At 47.0% G+C, this 25,671-nt stretch carries 27 protein-coding genes and 2 pseudogenes; 12 read left to right on the plus strand and 17 right to left on the minus strand.

All coding sequences use genetic code 11. The annotated features are described in order from the left end of the window. Positions 1-313: 313 nt before the first annotated feature. The 9 genes from atpA to QUB63_RS29450 form a co-directional block, all read right to left on the minus strand. Positions 314-1,831, minus strand: coding sequence for a F0F1 ATP synthase subunit alpha (atpA, locus tag QUB63_RS29410; RefSeq protein WP_332948909.1), 1,518 nt, complete (start codon positions 1,829-1,831; stop codon positions 314-316). Between the two features lie 321 nt (positions 1,832-2,152). Continuing rightward, on the minus strand, positions 2,153-2,698 hold the full coding sequence (atpH, locus tag QUB63_RS29415) for an ATP synthase F1 subunit delta (protein WP_332948910.1): 546 nt from the start codon (positions 2,696-2,698) through the stop codon (positions 2,153-2,155). Between the two features lie 3 nt (positions 2,699-2,701). After that, entirely contained in the window at positions 2,702-3,229 is a 528-nt protein-coding gene (locus tag QUB63_RS29420) for a F0F1 ATP synthase subunit B (protein WP_332948911.1), read from the minus strand. Between the two features lie 94 nt (positions 3,230-3,323). Continuing rightward, entirely contained in the window at positions 3,324-3,791 is a 468-nt protein-coding gene (locus tag QUB63_RS29425) for a F0F1 ATP synthase subunit B' (protein ID WP_332948912.1), read from the minus strand. 26 nt (positions 3,792-3,817) lie between these two features. After that, on the minus strand, positions 3,818-4,063 hold the full coding sequence (gene atpE / locus QUB63_RS29430; RefSeq protein ID WP_015175641.1) for an ATP synthase F0 subunit C: 246 nt from the start codon (positions 4,061-4,063) through the stop codon (positions 3,818-3,820). A 141-nt stretch (positions 4,064-4,204) separates the two neighbouring features. Continuing rightward, positions 4,205-4,963, minus strand: coding sequence for a F0F1 ATP synthase subunit A (gene atpB / locus QUB63_RS29435; RefSeq protein WP_332948913.1), 759 nt, complete (start codon positions 4,961-4,963; stop codon positions 4,205-4,207). A gap of 27 nt (positions 4,964-4,990) precedes the next feature. Beyond that, a complete protein-coding gene (locus QUB63_RS29440) occupies positions 4,991-5,362 on the minus strand; it encodes an ATP synthase subunit I (RefSeq protein ID WP_332948957.1) in 372 nt (123 codons plus the stop codon). Between the two features lie 768 nt (positions 5,363-6,130). Next, positions 6,131-6,595 (minus strand): UPF0158 family protein, encoded by a 465-nt coding sequence (locus QUB63_RS29445; RefSeq protein ID WP_332948914.1) that lies wholly within the window; start codon positions 6,593-6,595, stop codon positions 6,131-6,133. 63 nt (positions 6,596-6,658) lie between these two features. Then, on the minus strand, positions 6,659-7,111 hold the full coding sequence (locus QUB63_RS29450; RefSeq protein WP_332948915.1) for a nitrate reductase associated protein: 453 nt from the start codon (positions 7,109-7,111) through the stop codon (positions 6,659-6,661). Positions 7,112-7,276: 165 nt separating this feature from the next. Here QUB63_RS29450 and moaA point away from each other — a divergent pair, with 165 nt between their 5' ends. The 4 genes and pseudogenes from moaA to QUB63_RS29470 all read left to right on the plus strand — a co-directional run. Then, on the plus strand, positions 7,277-8,266 hold the full coding sequence (moaA, locus tag QUB63_RS29455) for a GTP 3',8-cyclase MoaA (RefSeq protein WP_332948916.1): 990 nt from the start codon (positions 7,277-7,279) through the stop codon (positions 8,264-8,266). Beyond that, positions 8,263-8,922 carry a hypothetical protein gene (locus QUB63_RS29460; protein ID WP_332948917.1) on the plus strand — a complete coding sequence of 220 codons (660 nt, stop codon included), beginning with the start codon at positions 8,263-8,265 and terminating at the stop codon, positions 8,920-8,922. The genes moaA and QUB63_RS29460 overlap by 4 nt, the downstream gene beginning before the upstream one ends. Further along, positions 8,915-9,355 (plus strand): annotated as a pseudogene (locus QUB63_RS35175) (DUF7689 domain-containing protein). The gene QUB63_RS29460 and the pseudogene QUB63_RS35175 overlap by 8 nt, the downstream one beginning before the upstream one ends. 56 nt (positions 9,356-9,411) lie before the next feature. After that, positions 9,412-9,519, plus strand: a pseudogene (locus QUB63_RS29470) (cyclic pyranopterin phosphate synthase MoaA); the annotation flags it as partial. A 66-nt stretch (positions 9,520-9,585) separates the two neighbouring features. Here QUB63_RS29470 and QUB63_RS29475 read toward each other — a convergent pair. The 4 genes from QUB63_RS29475 to QUB63_RS29490 all read right to left on the minus strand — a co-directional run bounded on the left by QUB63_RS29475 (position 9,586) and on the right by QUB63_RS29490 (position 13,298). After that, entirely contained in the window at positions 9,586-10,368 is a 783-nt protein-coding gene (locus QUB63_RS29475; protein ID WP_332948919.1) for an FkbM family methyltransferase, read from the minus strand. Between the two features lie 549 nt (positions 10,369-10,917). Further along, positions 10,918-11,163 (minus strand): hypothetical protein, encoded by a 246-nt coding sequence (locus QUB63_RS29480; RefSeq protein WP_332948920.1) that lies wholly within the window; start codon positions 11,161-11,163, stop codon positions 10,918-10,920. A gap of 423 nt (positions 11,164-11,586) precedes the next feature. Then, complete coding sequence (locus QUB63_RS29485; RefSeq protein ID WP_332948958.1) at positions 11,587-12,819, minus strand: class I SAM-dependent methyltransferase; 1,233 nt, start codon at positions 12,817-12,819, stop codon at positions 11,587-11,589. A 182-nt stretch (positions 12,820-13,001) separates the two neighbouring features. Then, positions 13,002-13,298 (minus strand): hypothetical protein, encoded by a 297-nt coding sequence (locus QUB63_RS29490; protein ID WP_332948921.1) that lies wholly within the window; start codon positions 13,296-13,298, stop codon positions 13,002-13,004. A 153-nt stretch (positions 13,299-13,451) separates the two neighbouring features. On the opposite strand from QUB63_RS29490, the gene QUB63_RS29495 reads away from it, so the two are divergent. The 3 genes from QUB63_RS29495 (at position 13,452) to QUB63_RS29505 (ending at position 17,729) form a co-directional block, all read left to right on the plus strand. Next, positions 13,452-16,220 carry a phycobilisome rod-core linker polypeptide gene (locus QUB63_RS29495; protein ID WP_332948922.1) on the plus strand — a complete coding sequence of 923 codons (2,769 nt, stop codon included), beginning with the start codon at positions 13,452-13,454 and terminating at the stop codon, positions 16,218-16,220. A gap of 113 nt (positions 16,221-16,333) precedes the next feature. Further along, complete coding sequence (locus QUB63_RS29500; protein WP_332948923.1) at positions 16,334-16,801, plus strand: hypothetical protein; 468 nt, start codon at positions 16,334-16,336, stop codon at positions 16,799-16,801. Positions 16,802-16,805: 4 nt separating this feature from the next. Next, the gene (locus tag QUB63_RS29505; RefSeq protein WP_332948924.1) at positions 16,806-17,729 is read left to right on the plus strand and encodes a HEAT repeat domain-containing protein; all 924 of its coding nucleotides are present in this window, start codon (positions 16,806-16,808) and stop codon (positions 17,727-17,729) included. A gap of 293 nt (positions 17,730-18,022) precedes the next feature. Here the strand turns inward: QUB63_RS29505 and QUB63_RS29510 are convergent, their stop codons facing one another. After that, positions 18,023-18,649 (minus strand): LysR family transcriptional regulator, encoded by a 627-nt coding sequence (locus tag QUB63_RS29510; protein ID WP_332948925.1) that lies wholly within the window; start codon positions 18,647-18,649, stop codon positions 18,023-18,025. Between the two features lie 319 nt (positions 18,650-18,968). Between QUB63_RS29510 and QUB63_RS29515 the strand changes: the two genes are divergently transcribed. The 4 genes from QUB63_RS29515 (at position 18,969) to QUB63_RS29530 (ending at position 23,319) form a co-directional block, all read left to right on the plus strand. Then, positions 18,969-19,658: a type 1 glutamine amidotransferase domain-containing protein gene (locus QUB63_RS29515; protein WP_332948926.1), complete on the plus strand. Its 690-nt coding sequence runs from the start codon at positions 18,969-18,971 to the stop codon at positions 19,656-19,658. A gap of 390 nt (positions 19,659-20,048) precedes the next feature. Further along, positions 20,049-21,425, plus strand: coding sequence for a P-loop NTPase fold protein (locus QUB63_RS29520; protein ID WP_332948927.1), 1,377 nt, complete (start codon positions 20,049-20,051; stop codon positions 21,423-21,425). Between the two features lie 350 nt (positions 21,426-21,775). Beyond that, entirely contained in the window at positions 21,776-22,774 is a 999-nt protein-coding gene (locus tag QUB63_RS29525; protein WP_332948928.1) for a shikimate dehydrogenase, read from the plus strand. A 113-nt stretch (positions 22,775-22,887) separates the two neighbouring features. Continuing rightward, positions 22,888-23,319 carry a hypothetical protein gene (locus QUB63_RS29530; protein WP_332948929.1) on the plus strand — a complete coding sequence of 144 codons (432 nt, stop codon included), beginning with the start codon at positions 22,888-22,890 and terminating at the stop codon, positions 23,317-23,319. A gap of 358 nt (positions 23,320-23,677) precedes the next feature. On the opposite strand, the gene QUB63_RS29535 is transcribed toward QUB63_RS29530, so the two are convergent. The 3 genes from QUB63_RS29535 to QUB63_RS29545 form a co-directional block, all read right to left on the minus strand. Then, positions 23,678-23,965, minus strand: coding sequence for a YggT family protein (locus QUB63_RS29535; protein WP_332948930.1), 288 nt, complete (start codon positions 23,963-23,965; stop codon positions 23,678-23,680). Positions 23,966-24,245: 280 nt separating this feature from the next. Further along, complete coding sequence (locus tag QUB63_RS29540; protein WP_332948931.1) at positions 24,246-24,569, minus strand: hypothetical protein; 324 nt, start codon at positions 24,567-24,569, stop codon at positions 24,246-24,248. A gap of 175 nt (positions 24,570-24,744) precedes the next feature. Further along, positions 24,745-25,113, minus strand: a complete 369-nt coding sequence (locus QUB63_RS29545) for a YkgJ family cysteine cluster protein (protein WP_332948932.1) — start codon at positions 25,111-25,113, stop codon at positions 24,745-24,747. Between the two features lie 273 nt (positions 25,114-25,386). Here QUB63_RS29545 and psb30 point away from each other — a divergent pair, with 273 nt between their 5' ends. Further along, entirely contained in the window at positions 25,387-25,527 is a 141-nt protein-coding gene (gene psb30, locus QUB63_RS29550; RefSeq protein WP_332948933.1) for a photosystem II reaction center protein Ycf12/Psb30, read from the plus strand. The last annotated feature ends 144 nt before the right edge of the window (positions 25,528-25,671 follow it).

Consider the following 25,671-nt stretch of genomic DNA (forward strand, 5'->3'; position numbering starts at 1 on the left):
CTTTTTTCTTAGCCTTTATTTCCGAGTTATTAGCTGCGGTAGGGACATGGCATGGCTGATTGGTGTCAACAAACACGTTAAACCGAACAAACACGTTAAACCCACAGTCCGGCAGGGGTTAAAACCCCTGCCTCAAAGCTAAAGTCCTCTCAAAGAGGACTAATGAGCTATTCAGTCCTCTTCAGAGGACTTTCGCTATTAGACAGGGGTTTCAACCCCTGGCGGACTAGCGGGTGGGCGAGAGGATTTGGTGGACTAAAAGCTTAAGTTGACACTAAGGGCAAGGCCTAAGTCCCTACAGACTTCGTGCTAATTACGCAGAAACCAAGAAAGTTTGCTTGTATTCCGCGATGCCTTCTTTCAGCAGCTTCTCAGCTTCATCAGTCAAAGCCTTACCGCCTTGAACGATTTCGCCGTACTTCGGCTTGCTAGTCCGCAAATAATCGCGCAAACCAACAGTAAACTTGCTAACTTTTTCTACATCGATGTCATCCATGTAGCCGTTAATGCCAGCATAGATCACAGCCACTTGTTCGTTCATCGGCAGAGGAGAACTTTGCGCTTGTTTCAACAGTTCGCGCAAGCGTTGACCGCGGGCCAATTGATTTTGAGTAGCTTTATCCAAGTCAGAAGCAAACTGAGAAAATGCTGCCAGTTCTTCAAACTGCGCCAATTCCAATTTCACCTTACCGGCTACTTTTTTCATGGCCTTAGTTTGAGCAGCCGAACCTACCCGCGATACCGAAATACCGGGGTTTACAGCCGGACGCAAACCAGAGTTGAACAAGTCAGAAGAAAGGAAGATTTGACCGTCGGTAATCGAAATTACGTTGGTAGGAATGTAAGCAGAAACGTCGCCTGCTTGGGTTTCAATGATTGGCAAAGCTGTCATGCTGCCTTCGCCCAAATCGTCGCTCAATTTAGCAGCGCGTTCTAGCAAGCGAGAGTGCAGGTAAAACACGTCTCCGGGATATGCTTCGCGACCGGGAGGACGGCGCAGCAACAAGGACATTTGGCGGTAGGCCTGTGCTTGCTTGGAAAGGTCATCGTAAATGACCAAGGTGTGCTTGCCTTTGTACATGAAATACTCGGCTAAGCTAGCGCCTGTGTAAGGTGCCAAATATTGCAGGGTTGCGGGGTCGCTAGCGTTGGCTGCTACGACGATTGTGTAGTCCATCGCGCCCTTTTCTTGCAGGACGTTGACGATGTTAGCTACTGTGGAGGCTTTTTGACCGATCGCCACATACACGCAAATTACATCTTCCGATTTTTGGTTGATGATTGTGTCGATCGCGATCGCAGTTTTACCAGTTTGACGGTCGCCAATAATCAGTTCCCGCTGTCCTCTTCCCACAGGAATCATCGCATCAATAGCGGTAATCCCTGTTTGCATCGGTTCGTAAACAGAACGGCGAGAAACGATACCAGGTGCCGGAGATTCAATCAAGCGAGACTCAGTAGTTTTAATATCGCCTTTACCGTCGATCGGACGCGCCAAAGCATCAACTACGCGGCCCAACATTGCTTCACCAACGGGGACTTCAGCAATTCTGCCAGTAGCAGTAACTGCGGAACCTTCTTGAATGCCGAGACCTTGGCCCATCAACACTGCACCGACGTTATCTTGTTCGAGGTTCAGTGCGATACCCACGGTGCCGTCGGCAAATTCTAGCAATTCGCCGGACATAGCTTTATCCAAGCCATAAATCCGGGCAATACCGTCGCCTACTTGCAAAACAGTACCGACGTTAGAGACTTTTACATCTTGGTCGTACTGTTCAATTTGCTGGCGAATAATGCTGCTAATTTCGTCAGGTCTGATTGCTGCCATGTCAGTTATTATGTGTCAGTTGTCAGTTGTCAGTCAGTCGATTTTAGATTTTAGATTTTAGATTTTAGATTTACTCGCAGCTCCGTGAATCTGGGAGTTTGAACTAGCGTCTAAAATTTTTATCTTTCCACGACTTTAAGTCTAGTGCTTCTACCCATTTTTTGGCGGGTGGATGTTTTTGGCAAGAAAGAATTGAGATTTGGTAGTAAGTATTTGGGACTAACCACTCAAAAACAGAAATTCATTGATTTCTGCCTTTTGTTTAATTCTTCCCTTATTCTTTCTTCCTTCTTCCTTCTTCCTTCTTCCTTCTTCCTTAAATTAGGAACTCAAGCGAATTCCGAGGCGGCGCAATTGTCCCCGCAGGCTGGCATCAATTACTTGAGAGCCTACTTTGATTACCACACCGCCGATTAAATCTGCGTCAATTTTGGTTTCAATTTCTACGCTTCGAGCGCTGGTCATCGCCTGTACTTTCTCGCGAACAGTTTGCTGTTGAGCGTCTGAAAGCGGAACTGCCGATGTAACTTCAGCCAATACAGTTTGGTTGAGTTCTCGGAGCCTTGCCAAGTATTGTTGACCAATTCCTTCTAAAAAAACAATTCTTCCTTTGTCTACTAATAGCTTCAGAAAGTTGTGCATCAACGGGCTCATTTCGTCACCCGCTATTTGCCCAATTACGGCTTTTTTAGCATCCGGTTTGATCAGCGGATTTCCTAAAAATTGACGCAAATCTTCCGAACCTTCTAGCAGGCTAAGCAAAGAACGAATGTCTTCGCCGAACTTTTCTGATAGATTGCTGGACTGAGCCAGTGACATCAAGGCAGATGCGTAAGGCTGCAAGACTTCTGTGCTGACTGTACTCACGTTTTAGCCTCCCAGTAACGCAATGCTGCGATCGATTAATTGGTTTTGAGCGCTGTCGTCCAAGCTAGTTTTTAGCTGGGCTTCCACCCTTTCTAATGCCATAGAAGCAACTCTCGCTCTGAGTTGGGCGATCGCTCTTTCCCGCTCTGCTTCCAACTCTTGACCTGCTGTTGCTTTCATGCGTTCAACGTCCTGCGCCGCTTGAGCTAGAATTGCTTCTTTGGCTCCGATCGCATTTGCTTCAGCAGCGGAGCGAATTCGTTCCGCTTCTGCTTGAGCCTGAGTCAATTTTTGCTGTTGTTCTGCTAGAGCTGCTGCTGCATCTTTTTGGCGAGTTTCTGCATCTTTAATCGCCTCTTCGATGGCGGAGCGTCTTTCGCTGAGGATATTCCCTAAAAAGCCGCGCCCGAAGTAAAACAGCAATCCAATAACAATGCTCAGGTTAATCAGGTTGGTTTCTAAAATATCGAAATTTAAACCGAAACCACCTTCCCGGCTAGCTTCTGTGGCTAGCAATAAAACAGTCCCCATGATTCTCTTCCATAATTGCGCGTGCAGGTTGGATGAACCGATTTTAGATTTTAGATTTTAAAATTCACCCAAAATCTAAAACTGTTCGATCGAGCTATTTTGCCAGTGCTGTGCCTAATAGCTTTTCAAGAATTTGTCGGCTCAGGACATCTACCTCTTGTTCTAGCGAGCGCATTGCCTCTTGTTTTTGCTGCTCAATCTCTTGGCCTGCCTTTTCTCGCGCCACTTGAGCTTCTTTTTGAGCATCAGCTACTTTCGCCGACGCGATTTTTTTGGCATCGGCTTGAGCCGTAGCAATTACTGCTTGAGACTGTTTGCGAGTTTCTCCCAGTTTTTGTTCGTATTCCTGCGCTAATTTCTGGGCTTTCGCCAAGCGTTCCTGAGCTGACAGTTGAGTGGTGCGAATGTATTCGTCCCGCTCGTCCAGCATCTTAGTCATGGGCTTATAGAAAACCGCATTCAGGACTACCGTCAAAACTAGGAACTGCAACGCCATAAAGGGCAAAGTTGCATCAAAATCAAACACTTTTAGTTCCTCCTTGTTTTTGGGGCGGAAAGACATCCGCCCCTTTTTGCAGTCCTTCAGTATTAAGCGAAGGGATTAGCAAACAGCAGCACCAATGCAATAACCAGACCGTAGATGGTCAGGGATTCCATGAATGCTAAGCTCAGCAGGAGAGTACCGCGAATTTTGCCTTCTGCTTCCGGCTGACGGGCAATACCTTCTACTGCTTGACCGGAGGCATTACCTTGACCGATACCAGGTCCGATCGCGCCTAAACCAATAGCTAGACCGGCGGCGATAACAGAAGCAGCAGCAATTGTCGGATTCATGATAAATTTCCTTAACCTTAGTGTACAGAGTTCAAGAGAGAATATTGGGTAATTAGTCATTAGTCATTAGTCATTAGTCATCAGTCTAATGACTGCGGACTGCGGACTCTTCGCTATTAGCCTTTACCCAATTTGAGAGTGTTAATCGTGGTGTTCGTCGCCGCCGTGTCCTTCCAATGCTTCGTGAATGTAAGCTCCTGCCAAGGTGGCAAATACCAAAGCTTGAATCGCACTGGTAAACAGACCCAACATCATTACGGGCAGAGGTACGAACAGGGGAACTAATAGCACCAGAACCGCTACCACTAATTCATCCGCTAAGATGTTACCAAATAAACGGAAGCTTAGGGAAAGTGGCTTGGTGAAATCTTCCAAAATCGCGATCGGCAACAAAATTGGGGTCGGTTCGATGTACTTAGTAAAGTAACCCAAACCCCGCTTGCTGAAACCCGCATAAAAATATGCCAGAGAAGTCAGCAAAGCAAGTGCTACCGTCGTGTTGATATCGTTAGTCGGAGCAGCTAGTTCGCCTTCTGGCAACTTAATTAGTTTCCAAGGAACTAAGGCCCCCGACCAATTGGATACAAAAATAAACAGGAACAATGTGCCAATAAATGGCAGCCAAGGACGATACTCTTTCTCGCCGAGTTGATTTCTAGCCAAGTCTCGAACGAATTCTAAGGCGTACTCCATGAAATTTTGCATTCCGCGCGGAATTCTCTGCATATTGCGAGTTGCCGCTAGGGAAGCTATCACGAGGAGAGCAATCACAATCCAGGAGGTAATGAATACCTGCCCGTGAACTTTGAGACTGCCTATGTGCCAGTAGAAATGCTTGCCTACTTCCAACTCAGCGAGGGGAAAAGCATTAAAAGCATTTAAGACATTTAGCATTTCCATTCACAAGAAGTTCACACAGTGGAGGGTTCACCGACTGCCTGACCCATTTGCAGGGTCGGGAACAAACAGGCTTTGCAGCATATAAAAGACGATCGCGCCCTTATACGTCAGAAATCCCAAAAATATGGGCAAAATCTGTAGCTCTTTCAACTGAGTTGCTACTACAATCAACCCAATAAATACAGCTAACCTATTTTTACTCAGACTCGTCTTTTGCGGGCCGATGCGTTCAACGTCTTTAGCCAACATTCTCAAGTAAACCACACCTGCGATCGCCCCAAGCATATAATTTAGGGCAATGTTGAGTGAATAAAAAATCCACACCGAGATAAAAATTATTCCCGTGAAAGCGAGCGTGACCACAAACAACTGTTGCTGAAGTTTGTAGAAATCTTGCATAGCGTCGGTGGACTCCGGTTCGGACGAACCTGTCTGAGAGATGTCCCCCGTTTCAGCGATGGATGCGCGAGATTGATCTGACAAGGTTACTTGACTTTTAAAGCAGTCGGTGTTAGTTGACTCCCACTACAATTAATTCGGTTGAAACCGTCTTGTAGCGACAAGTGTGACAAACGTTACAGCTCGTACACTTCACATCGAATAATACCACGTGCAGGTAACATAACTTAAAAAAAAATGAATTTTTCGATCTGCTTCAGAGAACGGTAGAGTCGAGGCCGAGCAAGAGCGATCTGCTCTGCCAGGCTGGAGGCTGGTAACGAGCAAACGAGTAAAACGCTTGTATCCTGGTTATCCTGGTTCCCAGGGTGGAGCCTGGGAACCCATGTAAGCGAGGCTCTGCCTCCGGAAAGGCCAGTCGAAGTGTCCCGAAGGCCGCCAGGGAATTAATTCCCACAGCGAGTAGCACAAGTCGGTTTTTAGGCGACGGAAAATAATAATTTTTAGTCGGCGACCGAGGACTTTCGCTCTCTCGACAGGGGTTTAAACCCCTGTCCGACTATCGGGTTGTCGGATTGTCCCGAAGGTCGCCTGGAAATTAATGCCCACAGCGAGTATCACAAGTCGGTGAAAAATTGAGATCTTGCAACAATATCAATCAAAGGTTATATCGTGGGGTAGGGCGGGTTTATTTAACCTGTTTGCACCATTTAAAGCTGTTGGCGAACCCGCCCCTACAAGTTAATTGAGAAGGGTGCCTGATGTCAGTTAAAAACCGACTTCTACGCTGAACCCCTCAGCCGTCAACCATTTAACTACTCGGCGGTAGTCGCACTTCTCGCTAAATGCGAACCAACGGTTACATTCTGATTCATATTCTGAACGGCGCAATACATCCTTGAAGCGACCAAATGCTCCTCGCCCTTGGATAGCAACCCCCAACAGATCTCGCAACCGCTCATCTGCAACAGTTTCAATGAAATCTACCATGTCTTGATAGCTATCCCTTGAACCTTCTTGAGGAATTGGCAAGTACCGGCGATCGAACTCAGATTCTACTTCCTCATAATTCTCATCTTCTTCATTAGGAATAATTTCCAATGGAGCATCATGGCATCCAATCAAAACCTCACCAGTTTCACGGTCAATATAGCCATAGATTCCTTCCCCATTTCGACTCTTCATAGTTTCAGTGATTAGGGAGATATCATTCTGTAAAATCTCTGTTTCCATTTTTTTAGTCCTTGCCTGCTTTTTCTGAATTTCTCACAGGCATTTAACGAGTATAACCCGAGCTCATTCAATCACCTTAAACTCTTGCAGCGCCGGGATGAAATTTTTATTCTCGTGGCTCGATCGACTGAGCTTGATCAAAGCAAACCGCTGTAGAGGCTGCAAACTCGCCCACTGAGCCAAAGAGATTGTCACGCCGAGCTCTTGGGCTTTTGCAGAAACCGACTCCGGTACAGTTGCAGCATCCATCCACGGGGGATTGTCATCAACGGCTAAATCAGTTCCCGGCTTTCCAGTCTGTTTAATTAATACTTGGTTAAGCTGCTCTCGGTAATCGCTAATTTCTGATGCAGTCAAACAAGGTTTCTCTACAAGCATTTGACGTTCTGCTTGGTTGAAATGATTCCAATCCTGCAACTTTAATTTAATGCCGCAAGTATCTAATTTGAGACGTACTTGCATCGGAATGCAGCGCAAAGCTTCGACAAAATCAGCTTCAAATTCAAAGAATGTCATAGATGTATAGACTTGCAAACTAGATTTTTTTTCTTAACCGCAGAGGACGCAGAGAGCACAGAGTAAGAGAAGAGAGAGAAATCGATGCAGGTTTTTTGCTTTCTATCAATAATTGCAGAAAATGCGATCGCCATTTATAATTAAATTATATTACAAACTATTGACATGAACGCCGTAGACTACCTCCGGATTAGCTTGATAGACCGCTGCAACTTCCGCTGTCTCTACTGTATGCCGGAAGGAAGCGAGTTAGACTACGTATTGCAGCAGCAGTTGTTAACCCACTCGGAATTGCTAACTCTGCTGCGGGAAGTTTTCATACCCGTGGGATTTACCAAGTTTCGCTTGACTGGAGGGGAACCGCTGCTGCGGCCTGGGGTGGTGGAATTGGTGAGGTCGATCGCATCTTTGCCGGAAACGCGAGATTTGTCAATGACAACTAACGGCTTTTTGCTGGCGGGAATGGCCGAAAATCTCTACAAAGCTGGTTTGCGCCGGATTAATATTAGTTTGGATTCGCTGGAGGCGGAAACTTTTGATAAGATAATTGGCAGTCGCGGACGATCGCGATGGACGCAGGTTTGGGATGGAATTCAAGCAGCTTATCAAGCTGGATTTGACCCGCTGAAACTGAATGTTGTGGTAATTCCCGGTGTCAATGACGGCGAAATATTGGATTTAGCGGCGTTAACAATTAACCGGAACTGGCACGTTCGTTTTATTGAGTTTATGCCGATCGGGAATGGGGATTTATTTGGCGATAAAGGTTGGGTAGCCTCAGCCGAATTGCGGCAACAAATTAACGACAAATACGGGTTGGTTGAGTCAGGAATTCGCGGAAATGGGCCGGCGGATGTGTTTCAAATTCCGGGGGCGAAAGGCACTTTAGGATTTATCAGCCAAATGTCCGAGTGTTTTTGCGATCGCTGCAACCGGATGCGTTTGTCTGCGGACGGGTGGCTGCGGCCTTGTCTGCTCAACGAAACGGGGCAAATTGACTTAAAAACTGCTTTACGGAATGGGGTGTCTACAGGCGAATTGCGCGATCGAGTGCGGCACATATTAGAGATTAAACCGGAGATTAATTTCAAGCAGCGAGATTCGGGAACTACTCAAGGAAATTACAGCCGCACCATGTCTCAAATTGGCGGGTGAACTGCCCTTCGTCGATCGCTCTTTTTGTTATGTGGGCCAGAGGGGCGATTCCCTACGGGATAGCTGCGCTTCAGGTACTTGGGCAAAAATGGGCGATCGATCTTTGTCAACTCTGTATCGATAATTTATTTGCTACACTTAAGACATCATCCAATTTTGTAAGTCAGATGAACACCATCTCGATCGCCATTTCAGACCTGCTGATTCTGAAGCTACAAAAAGTTGCTGCCCAGATGAATGTATCGATCGAAGAATTAATCTTGATGAGCATTGAAAGCTCGATCGCGCAACGAGAAAATGCCGCAGCAAATACCGATCGAGATATCTTCAATAAAAATGCTGAAATTTCGAGCGAGGTAATTGACAAATTTTATACTCTTGCTACGGAATGGCAAAGTGAAGTGGCGGGAATGTCTTCGACAGCTCAAATGTCTCAGCATCCTGCATATCAGGAAATTATTAATATGGGATCTAAAGTCGTGCCGCTGTTGCTATCGGAACTGCAAAAAAATCCCCTTTACTGGTTAGCTGCCTTGAATGCAATTACGGGTGAAAATCCCATTAAACCGGAACAAAGGGGAAGGGTAAAACAGATGGCATCAGCTTGGATAGAGTGGGGTAGAGATCGAGGCTACGCGATTGAAGAGAATGTATAGAAGACCGGAACTTGAAATTAAATGGCCTAACTTGTCTCGCACTGATTATCGAGTTACTAGCCAAAAGTCACAGGAATATAATTGCTTTGCATGGGCTGCTGGTGAAGAAGATCGCTGGTGGCAACCGATACCTGGAGAGCAATTCTATTGGCCAGAAGGCGTGCCGCAAGAGGAGACTTTAGACGCATATATTCAGGCTTATCAAACACTGGGATATGAACTTTGTAATGGTGATATATTAGAAGCTGGATATCAGAAAATAGCAATATAGGTTGACTCTAGCGGTATCCCAACTCATGCAGCCAGACAGTTACCTAATGGTAAGTGGACAAGTAAACTTGGATGGTTAGAAGATGTTGAACACGAATTGGATGGATTGACAGGCGACAGGTATGGAGTTGTCGGTCAAATTCTTAAACGTGCCATAAATTAGGGAAAGGCGATCGCTTTACATCAACCCAATTTATAAATAATTATATTAAATGCGATCGAGTGCGGCACATATTAGAGATTAAACCGGAGATTAATTTCAAACAGCGAGATTCGGGAACTACTCAAGGAAATTACAGCCGCACAATGTCTCAAATCGGCGGCTAATTATCTATCTGTCGGAAAAGTAAGGTAGGCTTTGATGTCTGTTATAGTTAGTTCAGAAAAATCTGCCTAAACTTCCGCTTTAGCCTTACCTTGGAGGGATTTAACTTTTGATTTGAGCCTTTTTGTGAGCAAGTGCAGCCACATTCTGGGTGGAAAAAGATCCCAAGTTTGCCAAACTATTTGGTCAGTTGTATTAAGGGCTGAATCGGGGATTTCAGTATTCTTAAATAATACGTTGTTCTTGAAATAGCCAATAGCTTTAAACTTGGGAAGTAAACTCTTTATCTGTTGAAGTGTGATTTGTCCCTCATAGAGTTCGTCATCTTCATACTCTGTGTAAAAATACTTGGTATGAGACAAGGTTTTAAGTCCTCCTTTAATCAAGTTTTCCTCTGCGCCTTGTACGTCAGCCCAAATTAAGTCAATTTGATCGATATCTTGTTCTGCAAACCAACTATCTAAGCTGCGCGTTGGCACTTTTAGTGTATTTTCCTTAAACTTACACCAAGGGTAGACTTCTAAATGATTTTTTGGAGTTTTGAGTGAAGAAGATTGCAGCCATTCTGATGATTTGAGCCATTCTGGACAGTCCGTTTCGTCATTGGTGCTCTGATAAAATTCAGCTTCTCCATCTACGTCTGATATGGCGATTGGATGTAATTGGCATCGCGGATCCTTGACTGTGTTTTGATGTATTTTTACGCAGCGAGGATCGGGTTCAAAACAATGCAATTGAATGTCTGAAAATTCTCGGAGGAAATCTAGGGAGTCTTCGCCGGTGGATGTCCCTATTTCTAAAATTACCGGGTTGTTTTTTTGGAGTAGTTTACTAAAAGTTTGTTTTTTCATGACTAACCCCTTTTTATTATTTATTGATGATAATTGACTGTTCTCAGAACAGGCTTTCCGGTCTGTTCCACAAAGAGTTAATTTGATTGTGGGCTGGGCCCTCCTAGCCCGCCCCAAGCATCGGAGATTCTTCGCTTCGCTTGTGAATGACAACTACTCAATTGGATTTTACCACCGGGTGTTAGCCATATTAGGGGTTTTGATAAGATCGATCGCACTTCATCTAATCCCATCTCCACATCCGCCAAAATCTCCCCAACTCTCTTCCCACCACCTTGTAGGGGCGGTGCCCCCGTGCCCGCCCTGTCTGGGGGGGGTACACAAGCTTGCAGAAACTCAAACTCGGCACTTGACAAATCGACCAATTGGTAGTTTCCATCAAACACCTAAAGAGTTAATTTGATGAGCCTGGGAACGAGCAAAGACTTAACTTCCAGGCTAGAGCCTCGAAACCGAGATCCCGAGGCTCTGCCTCGCCTGCGGACAAAAACAGGAGGCAGAGCCTCATGGAATGCGTTCCCAGGGTCTAGCCTGGGAACGAGCAAACACCTAGGCTTTGCGCGAACGACGGCGAATCAGCACACTCATGACTTGCTTCGGATTGGCTGCACGCTGTAGGGGACTCCAATCGCCCACTTGGGCAAATCCCAGGCGGTACAAGGTGAGTATGGTTTCCCTGACACCCTTGGGCGAACCTGTCACCGTTAAACACACCACATCCTGTTCGGATTCTGCTGCTGAGTCGTCATTTGGTCGATCGAATTTGTTGTCCTCAGGCAAGAATTCCTGTGACATAATTATGTTCTCCTGGTTTTGGGTTTTCTAGAAAAACCCAAAAACCCAGCCGCCCCGCTTTTCAAGACATAGCAGGGCGGCTACACAGAGTGTTATCATACTCCGTTAGCCTCCAGACTGCTGCTTTCAGTTTGGCGGTGAGCTGTCCATTGCTGCTGGTAACAGCTTTGGGCGGAGCGGAGCGGAGCGAGTGCAACCCAATTTTTGGGCGACGCGGGCTACTTCCTCTACAAGCAAAGCAACCTCTCACTTCAAAGCCTAGCCGCAGACGGGGGCCTGTGTCAATCCCTTTGAGATTTTACCGGGAGTAAGATTAAATGAACCGCGAAGGCGCTAAGGACGCAAAGGAAGAGAAAGAAGCAGATGCAGTTCTTCCTTCGCGCACTTCGCGTCTTCGCGGTTCGTTCAAATAATCAAAAAGCCCTATAATTTCGGTGTTAGCAAAATGAGCTGTTTTGATAAGATCGATCGCACTTCATCCAATCCCATCTCCACATCCGCCAAAATCTCTCCTATGCTTTTGCCAGACCGGCTTCCCTCTTTCTCCCCCCCTTGGCAAGGGGGGGCTGGGGGGGGTACACAACCTTGCAAAAACTCAAATTCAGCACTTGACAAATTGACCAATTGGTAGTTGCAATCAAACACTTGTTGACTGGGCCAACCGTGCATACAACCACTCAACTCTGGAATTGCCGCCAAAAGTGCCTTATCGTCCGACCAATCAATTTTATTAACAGGCTTTTTGCCCAAGAAAAACTCGTAATGAGTGATTTCCGTATCCAACAATTCAATTAATCGATAAAGCTCCCGTTCCGTCAAACCCTGAGCTCTTTCTATCAATTCCGGCGCTTTCCCCAAAAGTCTTTCTAACTGCCAATATCCCGGATTTGAAAAACCAAGAAATTCCAATCCCGAAGCGTCAATTAACTCGAACAAAGTCTCAATATTGTAGTCAATTTCCTGCGGGTGAACGTACATATCAGCAAAACATTCGTCCCGCTGATTTTCTCCTGCCCAACGCTGTTTTTCGTACTTGACAAGGCGGTTGTTTTCTGGTAAGGAAGCAAAGATTTGACGGCCGACTTTGACGCCATCGGGATAATCGCCTTTTTTGTTGCCTTGGAGAAGTCCGATCGCCCTTTGCATCAGTTGAATTTCCCAGCGTCCGAGCTCAGCATACACAAAAATGTGCATCAACCCACCCGGGGCCAACTTCGCCGCCAGCGCTTGAATGCCCCGGATCGGATCGGGTAAGTGGTGCAGCACGCCCACGCAGTTGATCAAATCAAACTCGCCCTCTAACTCGGCGGCATCGTACAGGCTGAGGTGGCGGAAATCTGCTTCGCGCGCTCCGGAGCGCCGACAGCGTTCTTGTGCTACTTTCAAAGCACCTTCACTCAGGTCGATCGCCGTTACCGCAGCTTCAGGATTGAGGTGAATCAGGTAATCGGTACTCGAACCAGTGCCGCAGCCAGCATCTAAAATTCGGATATCGAGTTTTTGCGGCTTTTGGCCGGTGCAAAAATTGTAAGCATCCGGCCAACTCCAGCGCCAGTTGTAGCCCGGGGGCGGTTCGTCGGACAAGGGATCGGGCGGAAAAGGGAAAGTATCGTAAAGCCGCCGCACGGCAGCACTGATATCGGGCGTAGTATCCATAGGTGAGGGATTAGTGCGTGAGTTTTGAGATTGCCATGAGCTGCGACAGAACGGCGCTACGCGGTACACTCCTATGGCTTCTAGGCGAGTCAATCTAAAATCTCAAATCTAAAATCTAAAATCGACTGACAGCTTCCGCGTAATAAAACTTATCATTTTTTCTCATATAAGCTCTCTTAAATCTATACAATAAATCTCGGCAGGCTTTTTAACAAACGAGGACTGTCCATCCCCACCGCTGAGCTTTCGGGTACAGCGGAGTCGTCTTTCGGCAGAAAGTAAAAGGCACAGACAAAGGCAGAAGAAAATTTGGGATTTTCTTTTTCCTTAATTGACGGCACTTGCTGCGATCGCCCACTGGTCAACTCTCCTGCCGAGTCTTGTGTTCCCGGGGTGTACGGGCGAAGCAAGTCCGGAGGGAGTGCCCCGCGCCTGTCTTCGGGTCGGACATTTCCCGGCAGGAAGAAAGATGAAACCAAAACATTTTAATCTAAGAAAGTAAGCGCCCTAACCTCATGACAGGTCAAGGCAAAAAGTAAACAAAGCAAAAATACCTAATTTTACCTGCATCAGAAGGCAAGGTTAGTCTGGGTAAATGCTGCAACGATTTAGATAGGGAGCGAAAGAGTCTAATGACTGTAAAAGCAAGTGGTGGAAGCTCAGTTGCACGTCCGCAACTATATCAAACTGTACCGGTCGCAACAATTTCGCAAGCAGAACAGCAAGACCGCTTCCTACAGCGGGGCGAACTCAGCGAACTGGCAAGTTATTTCAGTTCAGGGGCTCTTCGGATCGATATCTCTGCGACGCTGACCCAAAACTCGGAACTGATAGTATCCCGCGCAGCCAACCGGATTTTTACCGGCGGTTCCCCGCTGGCATTCTTGGAAAGACCGCAAGAACCTGCGATGGCTGTAGCAGGCGCGGCTCGCGGCGGTTCAGCGAATGTCTCTGAAGGCATGAAACTGGGAAATGTCACCTACGTAGAAAGCCGCGCTGGCGGCAACGGCGGTGGCGGTGGTTTCTTGGGGCTAGGAAATCTATTTTCTGGCAACGGTGGCGGCTACAGCGGCCCAATCCCCGCAGGGTTTCAGCCGATCAATGTCTCGCGCTACGGCCCGGGAAACATGACCAAATCTCTGCGGGACTTGAGCTGGTTTTTGCGCTACATCACCTACGCGATCGTAGCTGGCGACCCGAACATTATTTCGGTGAACGTGCGCGGATTGCGGGAAATCATCGAAAATGCTTGCTCTTCGGCGGCCACAATTGTGGCAATGCAGGAAATGAAGGCAGCATCTTTGGGCTATTTCAGAAACAATGCAGAGGCAAGTGCGATCGTCGGACAGTATTTCGACGTAGCAATTACCGAATTCAAAGCTCCCACACCTTCAGACAAGGTGCGGCAGCGCGAAAGCAACGACCAGCAAGGGCTGCAACTGCCTCAAATCTACTTCAACGCAGCCGAGCGACGGTCGAAATTCGTCATGAAAACCGGTCTGTCTTCGGCCGAAAAGCTCGAAGTAATCAAAGCAGCTTACCGCCAAGTATTCGAGCGCGACATTAGCCGCGCATACAGCCAAAGCATTTCTGACTTGGAATCCAAGGTCAAAAATGGCGAAATCTCGATGAAAGAGTTTATTCGCCGCCTTGGCAAATCTCCTCTGTACCGTCAGCAATTCTACGAGCCGTTTGTCAACAGCCGTGCTGTAGAATTGGCCGCCCGCCACTTCCTAGGCCGCGGTTTGAGCTCGCGGGAGGAATTTAGCAAGTATTTTGCGATCGTCACCAAAGGCGGCCTGCCAGCCCTCGTAGACGCGATGGTTTATTCCCAGGAATATTCCGACTACTTCGGCGAAGAAACAGTGCCTTACCTGCGCGGTTTGGGCCAAGAAGCTCAGGAGTGTCGCAACTGGGGCCCGCAAATCGATCTGTTCAATTACAGCGCTCCTTTCCGCAAGGTTCCTCAGTTCATCACCTTGTTTGCGGGCTACACTCAGCCGCTGCCAGACCAGCACGTTTACGGTGTTGGCAATGACCCCTTAGAAATTCAGTTCGGCGCGATTTTCCCGAAAGAAACTCGCAACCCCAAGAACCGTCCAGCTCCCTTCGGCAAAGACACTCGCCGTATCCTGATCCGTCAAGGTGCGGGGATTGAAAATCAATTGAGCAACCCGGAGGCTCGCGGTAAGGCTCCAGGCTCTCTGGGCCCCAAGGTCTTTAAACTAGACCAGTTACCAGGCGGCTATGTGGCTTCCAAGAAAACTGCCCGCGGTGTCTCTAGCAGCTACAGCAACAGTTCCAGTGTCAAATTTACCGAAAGTTCCACCCAAGCGGTGATTCGGGCAGCTTACCTGCAAGTGTTCGGTCGCGACGTGTTCGACGGCCAGCGCCAAAAGGTGGCGGAAATTAAGCTGGAAAACGGCGACATTCCGATGCGCGAGTTTATTCGGATGTTGGCGAAGTCAGACGTGTTCCGCAATATGTACTGGAGCAAGCTGTACGTTTGTAAGGCGATCGAGTATATTCACCGCCGACTCCTGGGACGCCCTACCTACGGCCGCCAGGAAATGAACGCTTACTTTGACATTTGCGCTAAGAAGGGTTTCTACGCGCTGGTCGATGGCATCATGGACAGCATGGAGTACAACGAAGCTTTCGGGGAAGATACAGTGCCCTACGAGCGCTATGTGACTCCCGGTGGTTTGTCGATGCGGACGATGCGATCGGGTTCCGTCGCTGAGCAAAATGTCCAAGCTGTGACGCCAGAAACTCCTCGGTTTATTGAACTGGGTGCAGCAGGCGATCGGGGCGATTTCGAGTTGCAAACTCGCCTCGCTCAAGGTGTCAGCAAGCGGCGCGAACAAACTAAGGTGTTCAAGCTGACGAATACTTCGGACAAAGTAGCTTTGAAAACTTTAATTCAAGCTGCTTACCGTCAAGTTTTTGAGCGCGACATCAACCCATATGTTGTGAAGAATGAATTCACGGCGCTGGAAAGCAAACTGGGCAACAATGAAATCAATCTCAAGGAGTTCATTGAGGCTTTGGGATCCTCCTCGCTGTACGTTAAACAGTTCTACGCACCTTATCCCAATACTAAGGTGATTGAGTTGGGAACGAAGCACTTCTTAGGCCGCGCTCCCCGCAATCAAGCGGAGATTCGGACCTACAACCAAATCTTGGCAAGTAAAGGGATTAAGGGCTTTATCAACGCGATGTTGAACAGTGTTGAATATGCCGAGGCGTTTGGCGAGGATACTGTTCCTTACCGTCGCTTCCCGACTCTGCCTGCTGCGAATTTCCCGAATACCGAAAGGCTGTACAATCTACTCACTAAGCAGAATGATGAGTTGGTGATTCCTAGCTTTGAGCCGGTAGCTGCTACTGACAGAAGCTAACAACAAACTGCAAGAAAGTTGATTTTGTAGGTTGACAAAAATCCCTCGCTATGGTAATGCTGTAGCGGGGGATTTTTCGTAAGGGCGATCGGGCATTGGGAATCCAGTAACAGATGAATCCAAAGGGCAATAACGAGCAATCAAATCCACTGAAAAAACTCAGGACTCCCCCTACAACCCCAGAGGCTCAATTAATTCAAAATCGAGAGACTTGGCTACCGCGTGCAGAAGCTCTAGCAGTAGATAAAGCTCAGGAAGTGATGAATGACCTTTACAGGGAGGGAGCAGAGTACGGTGATGGAAGTTGTGCTTTCATGGTAATGAAGGAACAATTTGAAGGAGGCGTAGGAAATCCACCGCAGTCGCTAAAAGATAGCACCCTCCACGCTGGAAAGTGCAAGGAGTACATTAAGGGACTTCGGAAGCATTTAGCAAAGTTGCCCTCTGAGGCAAAGCAAAAAATTGAGCAGGAAATTGTCAAGATGGAAGAGGCGCTAAAATGGGCTGAAGACTACCGCAACAGCGATGAACCGGAGATTCCCAGATGGGCAAAACCTTGGAAAGAACAATTGGGGAAATAAAGTAATGCTTAAGTTAGACAGCAAGCGCAGTCGTTATTTAGAAATGGATTGGCAAAGCAAGCAGCATCTATTTGCGATCGAGCCGAATGACTCTCTAATCTGTTGCGATTTAAGAGGTTGTATCTTTGATAAACTAGATTTATCGGGATGTGAGTTTTTTGGTTGTCGCTTGAATGGAACATCTTTTCAAGGAGCCACTTTATATGAAACAAAATTTATTGGCTGTTTTTCTGATGAAGGAGATCGCCCAACGGATTTTAGCAATGCGATCGCCACAAATGTATCAGTAGAAGATTGTCACATAAACTTTCTATCAAAAGAACATCAGCCAAATTTTCACAATAGTTTCTGGGATGATGATTTAATCTTGGCAGACTCTATCCCACAAGTTATGAAATGGCCTGCGGAAGTGGCAAAGGCGGCTGCTGATACACTCTCAGAAGGGAATGATGTTAGATATAATGCTGCTGTAAAATTGGGAGAATTAGATAATCCTGTGGTTGCTCTTCTACTGGGTTGCTTGCTTGCTGACAAGGAATGGGATGTAAGGGCGATCGCCCTGGAAGTGTTAGGAAAGCTACGACATCAGGAATTTCGGTACGGTGACGGAGTATTATTAGAGTTGATGTTTTTGTGTCTGGGAGACAAGCATTCGATCGTGCGGCAGACAGCGGCAGAACTTGTAGAAACTATTTCACCGCCAGAGCGCGTTTTGCTGACTTCTATTAATAGAATGGTTGTAGGTACTTCCGATGAGGAGCGACTGGCTGGTTTGCGGGCGGTTATTGAACTCTGCCAACTCGATGATAATTATGTTGATTTATTGGATCGAGAAGTAATTGATGCTCTACTTTTAAAGGAAGGATCTGAAATTCGCAGCGAATCCTCGCGGCTGCTGGAGATTATTGGCGATCGGGCGTTATTTTAGATACCAGACTTCTTCAAGAAGTCTGGTATCTACAAGAATTATTGAAATTGGCAAAATTCTAACATCCGTTTGATTTTTGGCAACTGTCTTTCAGATTTCCGAAAAGCCAGCCAGATACAATTGTTAACAGCCTGTGCAGGTTTGAGGACAAGTGTCAAGCGATTTTATTTCACCCAATCTGCACACAAGTAGTCGAAGAACGCTAAAGCCAAATCCCAATACAACCGCTTGTCTAATTGCTCTTAAATCGGGAATAATTAGTTTGGGTTGAACGTCGATTCTTCTACTAAAAACTACGCGCCAAAAGCGGGGGCGATCGGCAATTCTTCGCTGTAAGCAATCCAATCTTGGGTTAAAAGCCATTGAGACAGTGGGTTTAAATCTGCTTGACTGATTCCTTCGGAAATCGGAATCGCCATATTTGGTGGCCCGACTAGCCAGAAGTTCTCCTCGAATAGCAATTCATATTCAATATCAGACAAGGTAATTTTTTGTGTGGCAATTACAAGGTCTAGTTTTCCTGTTTTGAGTTGTTGGATTAATTCTGGCGTTAACCCAAATTGTATCGTGTAAAAAGTGCGATCGTCCTGCGGTAATTTACCCAGAATTCGTTCTATAAAAAATTCTTGTGGCGTACCGATTCTGATGGTTTGCGGAGTTTGGGCTGTTGAGTTTTTGTGGGGAACTGATTCCAGTTTCTCGATCGCACCAGCAACTTGAGTATACAGTCTTTGTCCCGCTTCCGTCGGCACCATCCGCCTCGGAGTCCTTTGAAACAAGGGATTTCCCAAAGCTGACTCTCTTGCTGCGACGTGTTGGCTGACACCCGGTTGGGTGAGGTGGAGAACTTGGGCGGCCCCCGATACGGTTCCCACGCGGTAAACCTCGATAAAGCTGCGGTACCATTCAAAGTTAATCATAAAGAAGGCAGTTCCGCAACGAGCACGCGATCGGATGTAACGGATTTAATTGAGATATTGCACCATTTTCAATAAGGCTTTTATGAACGGGCTAGGAGGGCCCGTTCCACAAAGAATGAATTTCTTGTGGAACAGGCCGGAAAGCCTGTTGCTGACAATGCTGCAACATCTCAGATGTAACGGATGTTAGGAAGTTCGGCATTGGCATTTGCCATAACTATATTTATACCAGCCCGAAACTTTTATAATTTGTATTCTAGATGAATTCGCCCTAGGATGAGAACAACAGGTACAAAGACACCCGCAAAAGGAATAGACTATGACTAGCCAAAAAGTTCTGATTGTTTTAACCAGCCACGATACTCTGGGCGAAACCGGCAAAGAAACTGGTTTCTATCTCCCAGAGGTAACGCACCCGTTGGACGCTTTTACTCGGGCCGGATTAACGGTAGATTTTGTCAGCCCAAAAGGCGGCAAAGCTCCAATGGTGGGGATTGATTTGGAAGACCCGCTAAATAAGGCTTTTTTAGACGATTCCGAGCAGGTTTCGCGAGTGGAAAATACGCTCAATCCCGCACAAATTGACCCCGCACAATACGGCGCTATTTTCTATGCTGGCGGACACGGGACGATGTGGGATTTCCCAAATAACGATCGGCTCGCTGAGATGGCGGCTGCTATTTACGAAGCAGGCGGAATTGTCGGTGCTGTCTGTCACGGGCCTGCCGCATTAGTCAATATTAAGCTATCTGATGGCACATACCTGGTTGCTAACAAGACTGTGGCTGCTTTTACTAATGAAGAGGAAGCCGCTGTGGGACTGACTGATATAGTCCCGTTTTTGCTGGAGTCAACATTAATCGAACGCGGGGCGAAGTTTACCAAGGTTCCTAATTTTGAGGTTTGTGTTGTGGCGAGCGACAGACTCGTCACAGGTCAAAATCCCGCTTCCGCCGCAGGTGTAGGCGAACGAATGGTAGAATTGATGCAAAATCAACTGACTAAATAATCGATCGGGGCGGTGGCAATTTTGGGCCCTTTCTACATTCGGTTAACCGTATTAAAATAGCTGCTTTTAGTCGAGAACATTACGGCTAACTGTTCGTCGTTGATTGGAAACTGCCCAATTCGCGATCGCCCGCGTTAGATAGTGTCCGGTGAATTACCGGCAATCAATGCGATCGCAGTCACTATTTTAGTTTACTTGAAAATTTAAAAATTCAAGTTCTCACTACTAACCAATGGTATTTAAGTGGGGTTGGTGATTGCGGATTATGAAATACATCCGGATATTGACAGACAAATAAAATATCAAAATAAACCGCTACTTGTTCGGATTGCTCAAATACCGAAATGAAGAAGTTATTAGGGCATAATGTTATAAAACAGGGAATATGGTATGGAACTAAATTTACGGAAATTTTATAAAGCTTGCAATCCCAGCTACACCCTGGCGGTAGCAAATGCAGAAGACAGACAATATTATATCGATTTTTCGTCAGTGCGGGGCGGCACAATCGTAGAACAATTGGAGCGTACCATCAGCCGTCTCTCGCCCGATGTACCTACCTGTCAATTGTTCACCGGTCACATCGGCTCGGGCAAATCAACGGAATTGCTGCGGCTGCAAGCACAATTGCAGGAGCAAGGATTTCATGTGGTTTATTTTGAGTCTAGCAAAGACTTAGATATGGCTGATGTCGATATCACTGACATATTGTTGAGCGTGGCGCGTCAGGTGAGCGAAAGCATTGAGAAAATGAAAATTAAGCTGCAACCGACAGGTTTTAAAGCTTTGCTGCAAGGGGTTGCGGATGTTTTTCAAACTCAAATAGATCTGAAAGCTGAAGCTGCTGTCCCCGGTTTGGGTGCAGTCAATGCCAGCACGGAGGGAGAATTTTCTTTGTCTTTGGGAATTGGCAAAATTACTGCGAAGGCGAAAGATGCTCCGAATTTGCGATCGGAGTTGCGGCAATATTTGGAGCCCAGAACCAACGTAATTTTAGATGCGCTAAATAAGGAGCTGCTGGAACCGGCTAATCAAGAACTCAAGCGCCAAGGTAAACAGGGACTTGTGGTAATTATCGACAATCTCGATCGCATCCACCTGTGCGCGAAACCGACGGGGCGCCTTCAGCCGGAATACCTGTTTGTCGATCGCGGCGAACAGTTGGCAAGACTGAATTGCCACGTCGTGTATACAATTCCTTTGGTGCTGATTTTCTCTAACGATTTGGGCCAGTTGACCAACCGTTTCGGGGTCGATCCCAAAGTTTTGCCGATGGTACCGGTGCAGTTGAGCGACGGTTCTGAGTGCTCTGAGGGTATCGAATTGCTGCGGCAGATGGTTCTGGCGCGCGCTTTTCCGACGGTGCAGCCTTCTGGGCGCTATGCTTTGGTTGGCAAAATTTTTGATTCTGGGGAAACACTCGATCGCCTTTGTCGAGTTAGCGGGGGTCATGTCCGCAATTTGCTGCAACTGCTGTATAGCTGTCTGCAGAAACAAGACCCTCCTCTGTCGCGGGAAACTTTGGAAAATGTGATCGTCCAGCGCCGCCACCAGCTTACTTTGGCGATCGAACCGGATGAATGGAAATTGCTGCGCCAAGTATCAGCTACCAAAACAGTCAGTGGCGAAACTAAATACCAAATTTTGCTGCGCAGTCTCTGGGTATTTGAATACCGTTACGGCGAGGATTACTGGTTTGATGTCAATCCGATTTTGGCTGACGCTAAAGAGTTTCGGGAAACAGAAGATGCGGCGCAACAGCTTTGAGCTGTAAAATACTCACAACGCCCAATTAACTTCGTTTGTAGTGAGGACTTTAGTCCGCATAAATGAGAGGACTAAAGTCCTCACTACCAACCCTGATTATTCTCTAAAACCGTTGCAGCGGACTATTGTCCGCTGCAAGTTCCCCTAAATGCTTTGCACTGCATTTAGTGAGAACAATATGTTTACTATATTATGATGTTACCTGCGCACAAGTCAAGAGTTTTATTTAACTGAGTTGAATAATAATTTTCAATCTCTGCTCAAAAAAGCTGTACAATAAATTTACCAAAATTAGTTTGATTCTTCATTCTGCCTTCGGCCTTCTTCCTTCTTCCTTCTTCCTTCAAACTATGATTAAAGGCACTACTAAACTGCTCGGAGTAATCGGTCATCCGATCGCACATTCTCTGTCGCCGGCGATGCACAATGCTGCTATTTCTCATTTGGGAGTCGATTTTGTTTACCTGCCGTTTCCGGTAAAACCAGAGGATTTAAAAGCTGCTCTTGCAGGATTTGGTGCGATCGACCTTCGGGGATTTAGCATCACGATTCCGCACAAACAAGCCATCTTACCGCTGCTGTCGTCGGTTTCTCCGATCGCCCGATCGATCGGCGCAGTCAATACCGTATATCGCACTGACAAAGGTTGGTGCGGCACAAATACGGACGTAGAAGGCTTTCTCGCACCGCTGCAAACGGGGGGTTTTCAAACTTTCCAATCAGATTCAGATCCCCCCCAGCCCCCCTTAACAAGGGGGGAGAATTGCGTCAAAGTCCCCCGGGAGGGGGATTTAGGGGGATCTCCGGGTTTAAAAACCCCCCTAGGGGGGGGTTCCGATTGGAGTCAGAAAGTAGCGGTAATTTTGGGGAATGGCGGCGCGGCGAGGGCTGTTGTGGCTGGATGCGCTCAATTGGGATGTGCCGAGATTCACGTTGTCGGCCGCAGCGCACCAAATTTAGCGGAATTTCAGCAAAGTTGGGTAACTTCTGGGATGCCGGTGCAGAATTTGCAGGTGCATACTTGGGATAATTTGTCAATGTTAATCTCGCAGGCGGATTTGCTGGTGAACACGACTCCTGTGGGGATGTACCCGCACGGGGAAAAGTCGCCGGTTTCTGCTGTTACGCTCGATCGAATGAAAGCAGGTGCGATCGTCTACGATCTAATTTACACCCCGAATCCTACCCAGTTTCTCAAAGATGCACAGCTTCGGGGGGCGCGAGCCATTGACGGACTCCCCATGCTAGTTCAACAAGGAGCAGCCGCCTTGAAAATTTGGCTGGACACAGAATCCGTCCCAGTAGATGTGATGCGCCAAGCCTTGCGGCAGCATTTAGGCCTAGACTAATGCCATGAAGGCTCGCGGTAGGGAAACGGCATTGCCGTGTCCGGCGCTTAAGTAGGAATTTGAGCATGAATTCGCGCTAAGCTGAGGGTTAAAATATACTTGCGCTGCCATTTATGAAATTTCGAGCTATCAGCCTTTTTTTTGCTACTTGCGCGATCGGAATTTTTAGCTTGGTATTCACTCCACCAGCTTGGGCTCGGACACAGATTAAACTTTCCGACCTTTCTTATCATGAATGTCCGGCCCAAATGGCAGAAGGAACAGTCACCAGCGGCAGTTCTATGGAAGCTAACTGTTTTTTGATTACTGGGAAAGCTGAAAATAGCAGCGGCAAACCTGTTGTCAATGCTGATATTTTCGGTCGCGTTTATGATGCAGATGACAATCCGGTGATGCAAAACCGGACTCGCTTGGGTTCAATCGAAGAAGTTCCGCCCGGAGTTAGCGATTTTCAGCTCAGAATTTCGGTTGCTGCCAATCAACCAACACCTTTGAAACTCAAGCAATTTAAAGCTACAGGTTTTACAGGCGTGGTTCGCCGCTGACAAAACTATTTGAGATTTTAGATTGCTGATGGGAGATTTTCCGTGGGCCGTTGAGAAACCCAGATGCAGTTTGCCATGGACGAGGGTAGATTTTGAGATTGTTGAGTGGCTGGCAATTTCCCATCTCTAATCTACAATTAATACCAGTTTCATCAAATAATGCAACAGTAGGGAGGCCCAAACGATTATTCAGTCATTCCCTATTCTTCAATCGCCAATCGCCAATCGCAAATAGCATAACTCCCCGGTTGAAAAGCCGGGGAGTTAATCTAAAAATCTCAAATCTAAAATTTAGTCGTCGGCTGCTAGGTCTGCCAAACAATTTAGCCTAGATGCTTAAAAATTTAAGCTTTTCCAACTACAAGGCTGTTTGCAAGCTGGTCAAAAGACCGATCAAGAATTCCGAGCCGAACTGAAGTACAAAAAATGCAATCAGCGGAGAAAAGTCAATCCCTCCCAAGGGGGGAATAATCGATCGGAATAGATTCAGGTAAGGGTCTGTTAACTGACTCAAAATCGAAAACGGGGGGTCGTACCAATTGATATTGGGGAACCAGCTTAACAGCACCCTAAAAATCATCAGGACTACATAGATTTGCAGAAATGTCGCTAGCGTGGTTGCCAAAAGGCCTATGGAATAACTCATAAATTTCGGTTGTAGTTTGAGTAAAGTTTACAGACACTTTAAATTCAAGTTTAGCATAGCTGGGGGAGAGTGCCAGAGGGGGAGAGGGGGAGAGTGCCAGAGGGGGAGAGGGGGAGAGGGGGAGAGTGTCCGAGGGGGAGCATTGGGAGCATCCCTCTGGAGTGTAAAAAGCGTTTTTTTAGAAGTGCGAGCTCGCTTCGTGCTCTGGGGCTGGCACTCTCGTGTGAAAGTCGATCGCCCGCATCGATACTCCCAGACCAATCTAAAATCTTAAATGGATTCAGGAGTCTTCGGCGATCGAACCCTCGCTGCTGTGGGCTTGCGAGTTCCCGTTTACATCGCCCAGTTGCAGCCGCACGTCATCGATGGCCTGATTTAGCTGAGCAATTTTATCTTCCAAACTCAGCCTTGCTACTTCCATCCCTTCGGCTTCGAGTTGGCTGGCTTTCCTCTGGCGGATCTTTCTTGCTTTTGCGTCTGAAGGTTCGCTCAGCAAAGCTTCAGCAGCGCGCCGCGACAGCACCGCGCCCAAAACTGCACCCACCAAGCCCCCCACTGCGGCTCCGGCAATAAATCCGCCTGTAAAACCCTCTCGATTGCTCATAGCTCCACTCAACTGCGCGATATTTCCTTAATTTGTCTATTTTGACACTCTCTGGAGTGAGAAACCGGGAGACGATCGTTCGATTTTAGATTTTAGATTTTAGATTGAAGAATTTTCGATTGACATCGATCTCAAACGATTGGGAGGGAAAAAACCCACAGGCGCATCAAGTCGGTTAATTGCCAGGTAAGGCGATAATTCCGACTTCTGAGTTGAAGCGGATCATTTCCAAAGATCGATCGCCATAAAGGTCTTCAATATGCTCTAAGCAGCAGTCGATCGCAAAATCATTCAACTCAGCCGGCTCTATGCCGTACATATCCTCAAACACCTCAGAGTCTACCCGACAAAAGCGCGGTCGATCGGCATAAATCCCGCATTCTCGCGTCCCTTTGTCAAAATTGATACACCAACCGTCATCTCCTACTAAGCTCAAATAGAGCGCCAATTCCTCTTCAGATAAATACTCGTCTAAGTCAGGGCGCTCTGTTGGTTCTAGGTAACAACAAGCACCGCACTGCTTTACGCAACGCCAAGTAGCCATAGTTTTATTTTAGATTTTAGATTTTAGATTTTAGATTGAGCTGGCGAGGCAGAAAATGCACAACCGCAGCAGATTTTAGCTTTTCAAGTATATCAATTGCCAGCGCCGGAGGCGGAAAGTCCCCGGTTCCCTGTCACTGGGAGGTCGATCGTTCTTTACAATTTGTTGATTTTTGTAAACTTCCTTAAAAAATAGGGTCGATCGCCCGGTAAAATCAGAAACGGATTTTCTAATTCAACAATCTAGACTTACTCACTACAGTCAGGAGGACACATGGACTTTATAACGGATCTTTTTAGCGGCCTGGGCGGTGTAAACTTCCAACTCATTGTTCAGGTAGCTTTACTTGCAGCAGTGGTGCTTTCGGGCCCGATCGTGATTTTTCTGTTGGCAGCTAAAGGCGGCGACCTGTAATTATAGCACGCTAGGCGGCGATCGACAATTGGGAGTTTTCAGTTTTAAATTATGCAAAATTGCCAAAGCTCGATCGCCAGTCAAGTCGATTTTAGATTTTAGATTTTAGATTTTAGATTGACTTGCAGCGCAGTAAATCTGCGA

The sequence above is a fragment of the Microcoleus sp. ARI1-B5 genome, from assembly GCF_036705795.1.
Lineage (GTDB): Bacteria > Cyanobacteriota > Cyanobacteriia > Cyanobacteriales > Microcoleaceae > Microcoleus.

Bases quoted from the DNA above. Each gene is read 5' to 3' on its own strand.
- atpA (WP_332948909.1), bottom strand. From the start codon at position 1,831: ATGGCAGCAATCAGACCTGACGAAATTAGCAGCATTATTCGCCAGCAA.
- QUB63_RS29420 (WP_332948911.1), bottom strand. From the start codon at position 3,229: ATGGGGACTGTTTTATTGCTAGCCACAGAAGCTAGCCGGGAAGGTGGT.
- QUB63_RS29425 (WP_332948912.1), bottom strand. From the start codon at position 3,791: ATGTCTTTCCGCCCCAAAAACAAGGAGGAACTAAAAGTGTTTGATTTT.
- atpE (WP_015175641.1), bottom strand. From the start codon at position 4,063: ATGAATCCGACAATTGCTGCTGCTTCTGTTATCGCCGCCGGTCTAGCT.
- atpB (WP_332948913.1), bottom strand. From the start codon at position 4,963: ATGGAAATGCTAAATGTCTTAAATGCTTTTAATGCTTTTCCCCTCGCT.
- QUB63_RS29440 (WP_332948957.1), bottom strand. From the start codon at position 5,362: ATGCAAGATTTCTACAAACTTCAGCAACAGTTGTTTGTGGTCACGCTC.
- QUB63_RS29445 (WP_332948914.1), bottom strand. From the start codon at position 6,595: ATGGAAACAGAGATTTTACAGAATGATATCTCCCTAATCACTGAAACT.
- QUB63_RS29450 (WP_332948915.1), bottom strand. From the start codon at position 7,111: ATGACATTCTTTGAATTTGAAGCTGATTTTGTCGAAGCTTTGCGCTGC.
- moaA (WP_332948916.1), top strand. From the start codon at position 7,277: ATGAACGCCGTAGACTACCTCCGGATTAGCTTGATAGACCGCTGCAAC.
- QUB63_RS29475 (WP_332948919.1), bottom strand. From the start codon at position 10,368: ATGAAAAAACAAACTTTTAGTAAACTACTCCAAAAAAACAACCCGGTA.
- QUB63_RS29480 (WP_332948920.1), bottom strand. From the start codon at position 11,163: ATGTCACAGGAATTCTTGCCTGAGGACAACAAATTCGATCGACCAAAT.
- QUB63_RS29485 (WP_332948958.1), bottom strand. From the start codon at position 12,819: ATGGATACTACGCCCGATATCAGTGCTGCCGTGCGGCGGCTTTACGAT.
- QUB63_RS29495 (WP_332948922.1), top strand. From the start codon at position 13,452: ATGACTGTAAAAGCAAGTGGTGGAAGCTCAGTTGCACGTCCGCAACTA.
- QUB63_RS29500 (WP_332948923.1), top strand. From the start codon at position 16,334: ATGAATCCAAAGGGCAATAACGAGCAATCAAATCCACTGAAAAAACTC.
- QUB63_RS29505 (WP_332948924.1), top strand. From the start codon at position 16,806: ATGCTTAAGTTAGACAGCAAGCGCAGTCGTTATTTAGAAATGGATTGG.
- QUB63_RS29510 (WP_332948925.1), bottom strand. From the start codon at position 18,649: ATGATTAACTTTGAATGGTACCGCAGCTTTATCGAGGTTTACCGCGTG.
- QUB63_RS29515 (WP_332948926.1), top strand. From the start codon at position 18,969: ATGACTAGCCAAAAAGTTCTGATTGTTTTAACCAGCCACGATACTCTG.
- QUB63_RS29520 (WP_332948927.1), top strand. From the start codon at position 20,049: ATGGAACTAAATTTACGGAAATTTTATAAAGCTTGCAATCCCAGCTAC.
- QUB63_RS29525 (WP_332948928.1), top strand. From the start codon at position 21,776: ATGATTAAAGGCACTACTAAACTGCTCGGAGTAATCGGTCATCCGATC.
- QUB63_RS29530 (WP_332948929.1), top strand. From the start codon at position 22,888: ATGAAATTTCGAGCTATCAGCCTTTTTTTTGCTACTTGCGCGATCGGA.
- QUB63_RS29535 (WP_332948930.1), bottom strand. From the start codon at position 23,965: ATGAGTTATTCCATAGGCCTTTTGGCAACCACGCTAGCGACATTTCTG.
- QUB63_RS29540 (WP_332948931.1), bottom strand. From the start codon at position 24,569: ATGAGCAATCGAGAGGGTTTTACAGGCGGATTTATTGCCGGAGCCGCA.
- QUB63_RS29545 (WP_332948932.1), bottom strand. From the start codon at position 25,113: ATGGCTACTTGGCGTTGCGTAAAGCAGTGCGGTGCTTGTTGTTACCTA.
- psb30 (WP_332948933.1), top strand. From the start codon at position 25,387: ATGGACTTTATAACGGATCTTTTTAGCGGCCTGGGCGGTGTAAACTTC.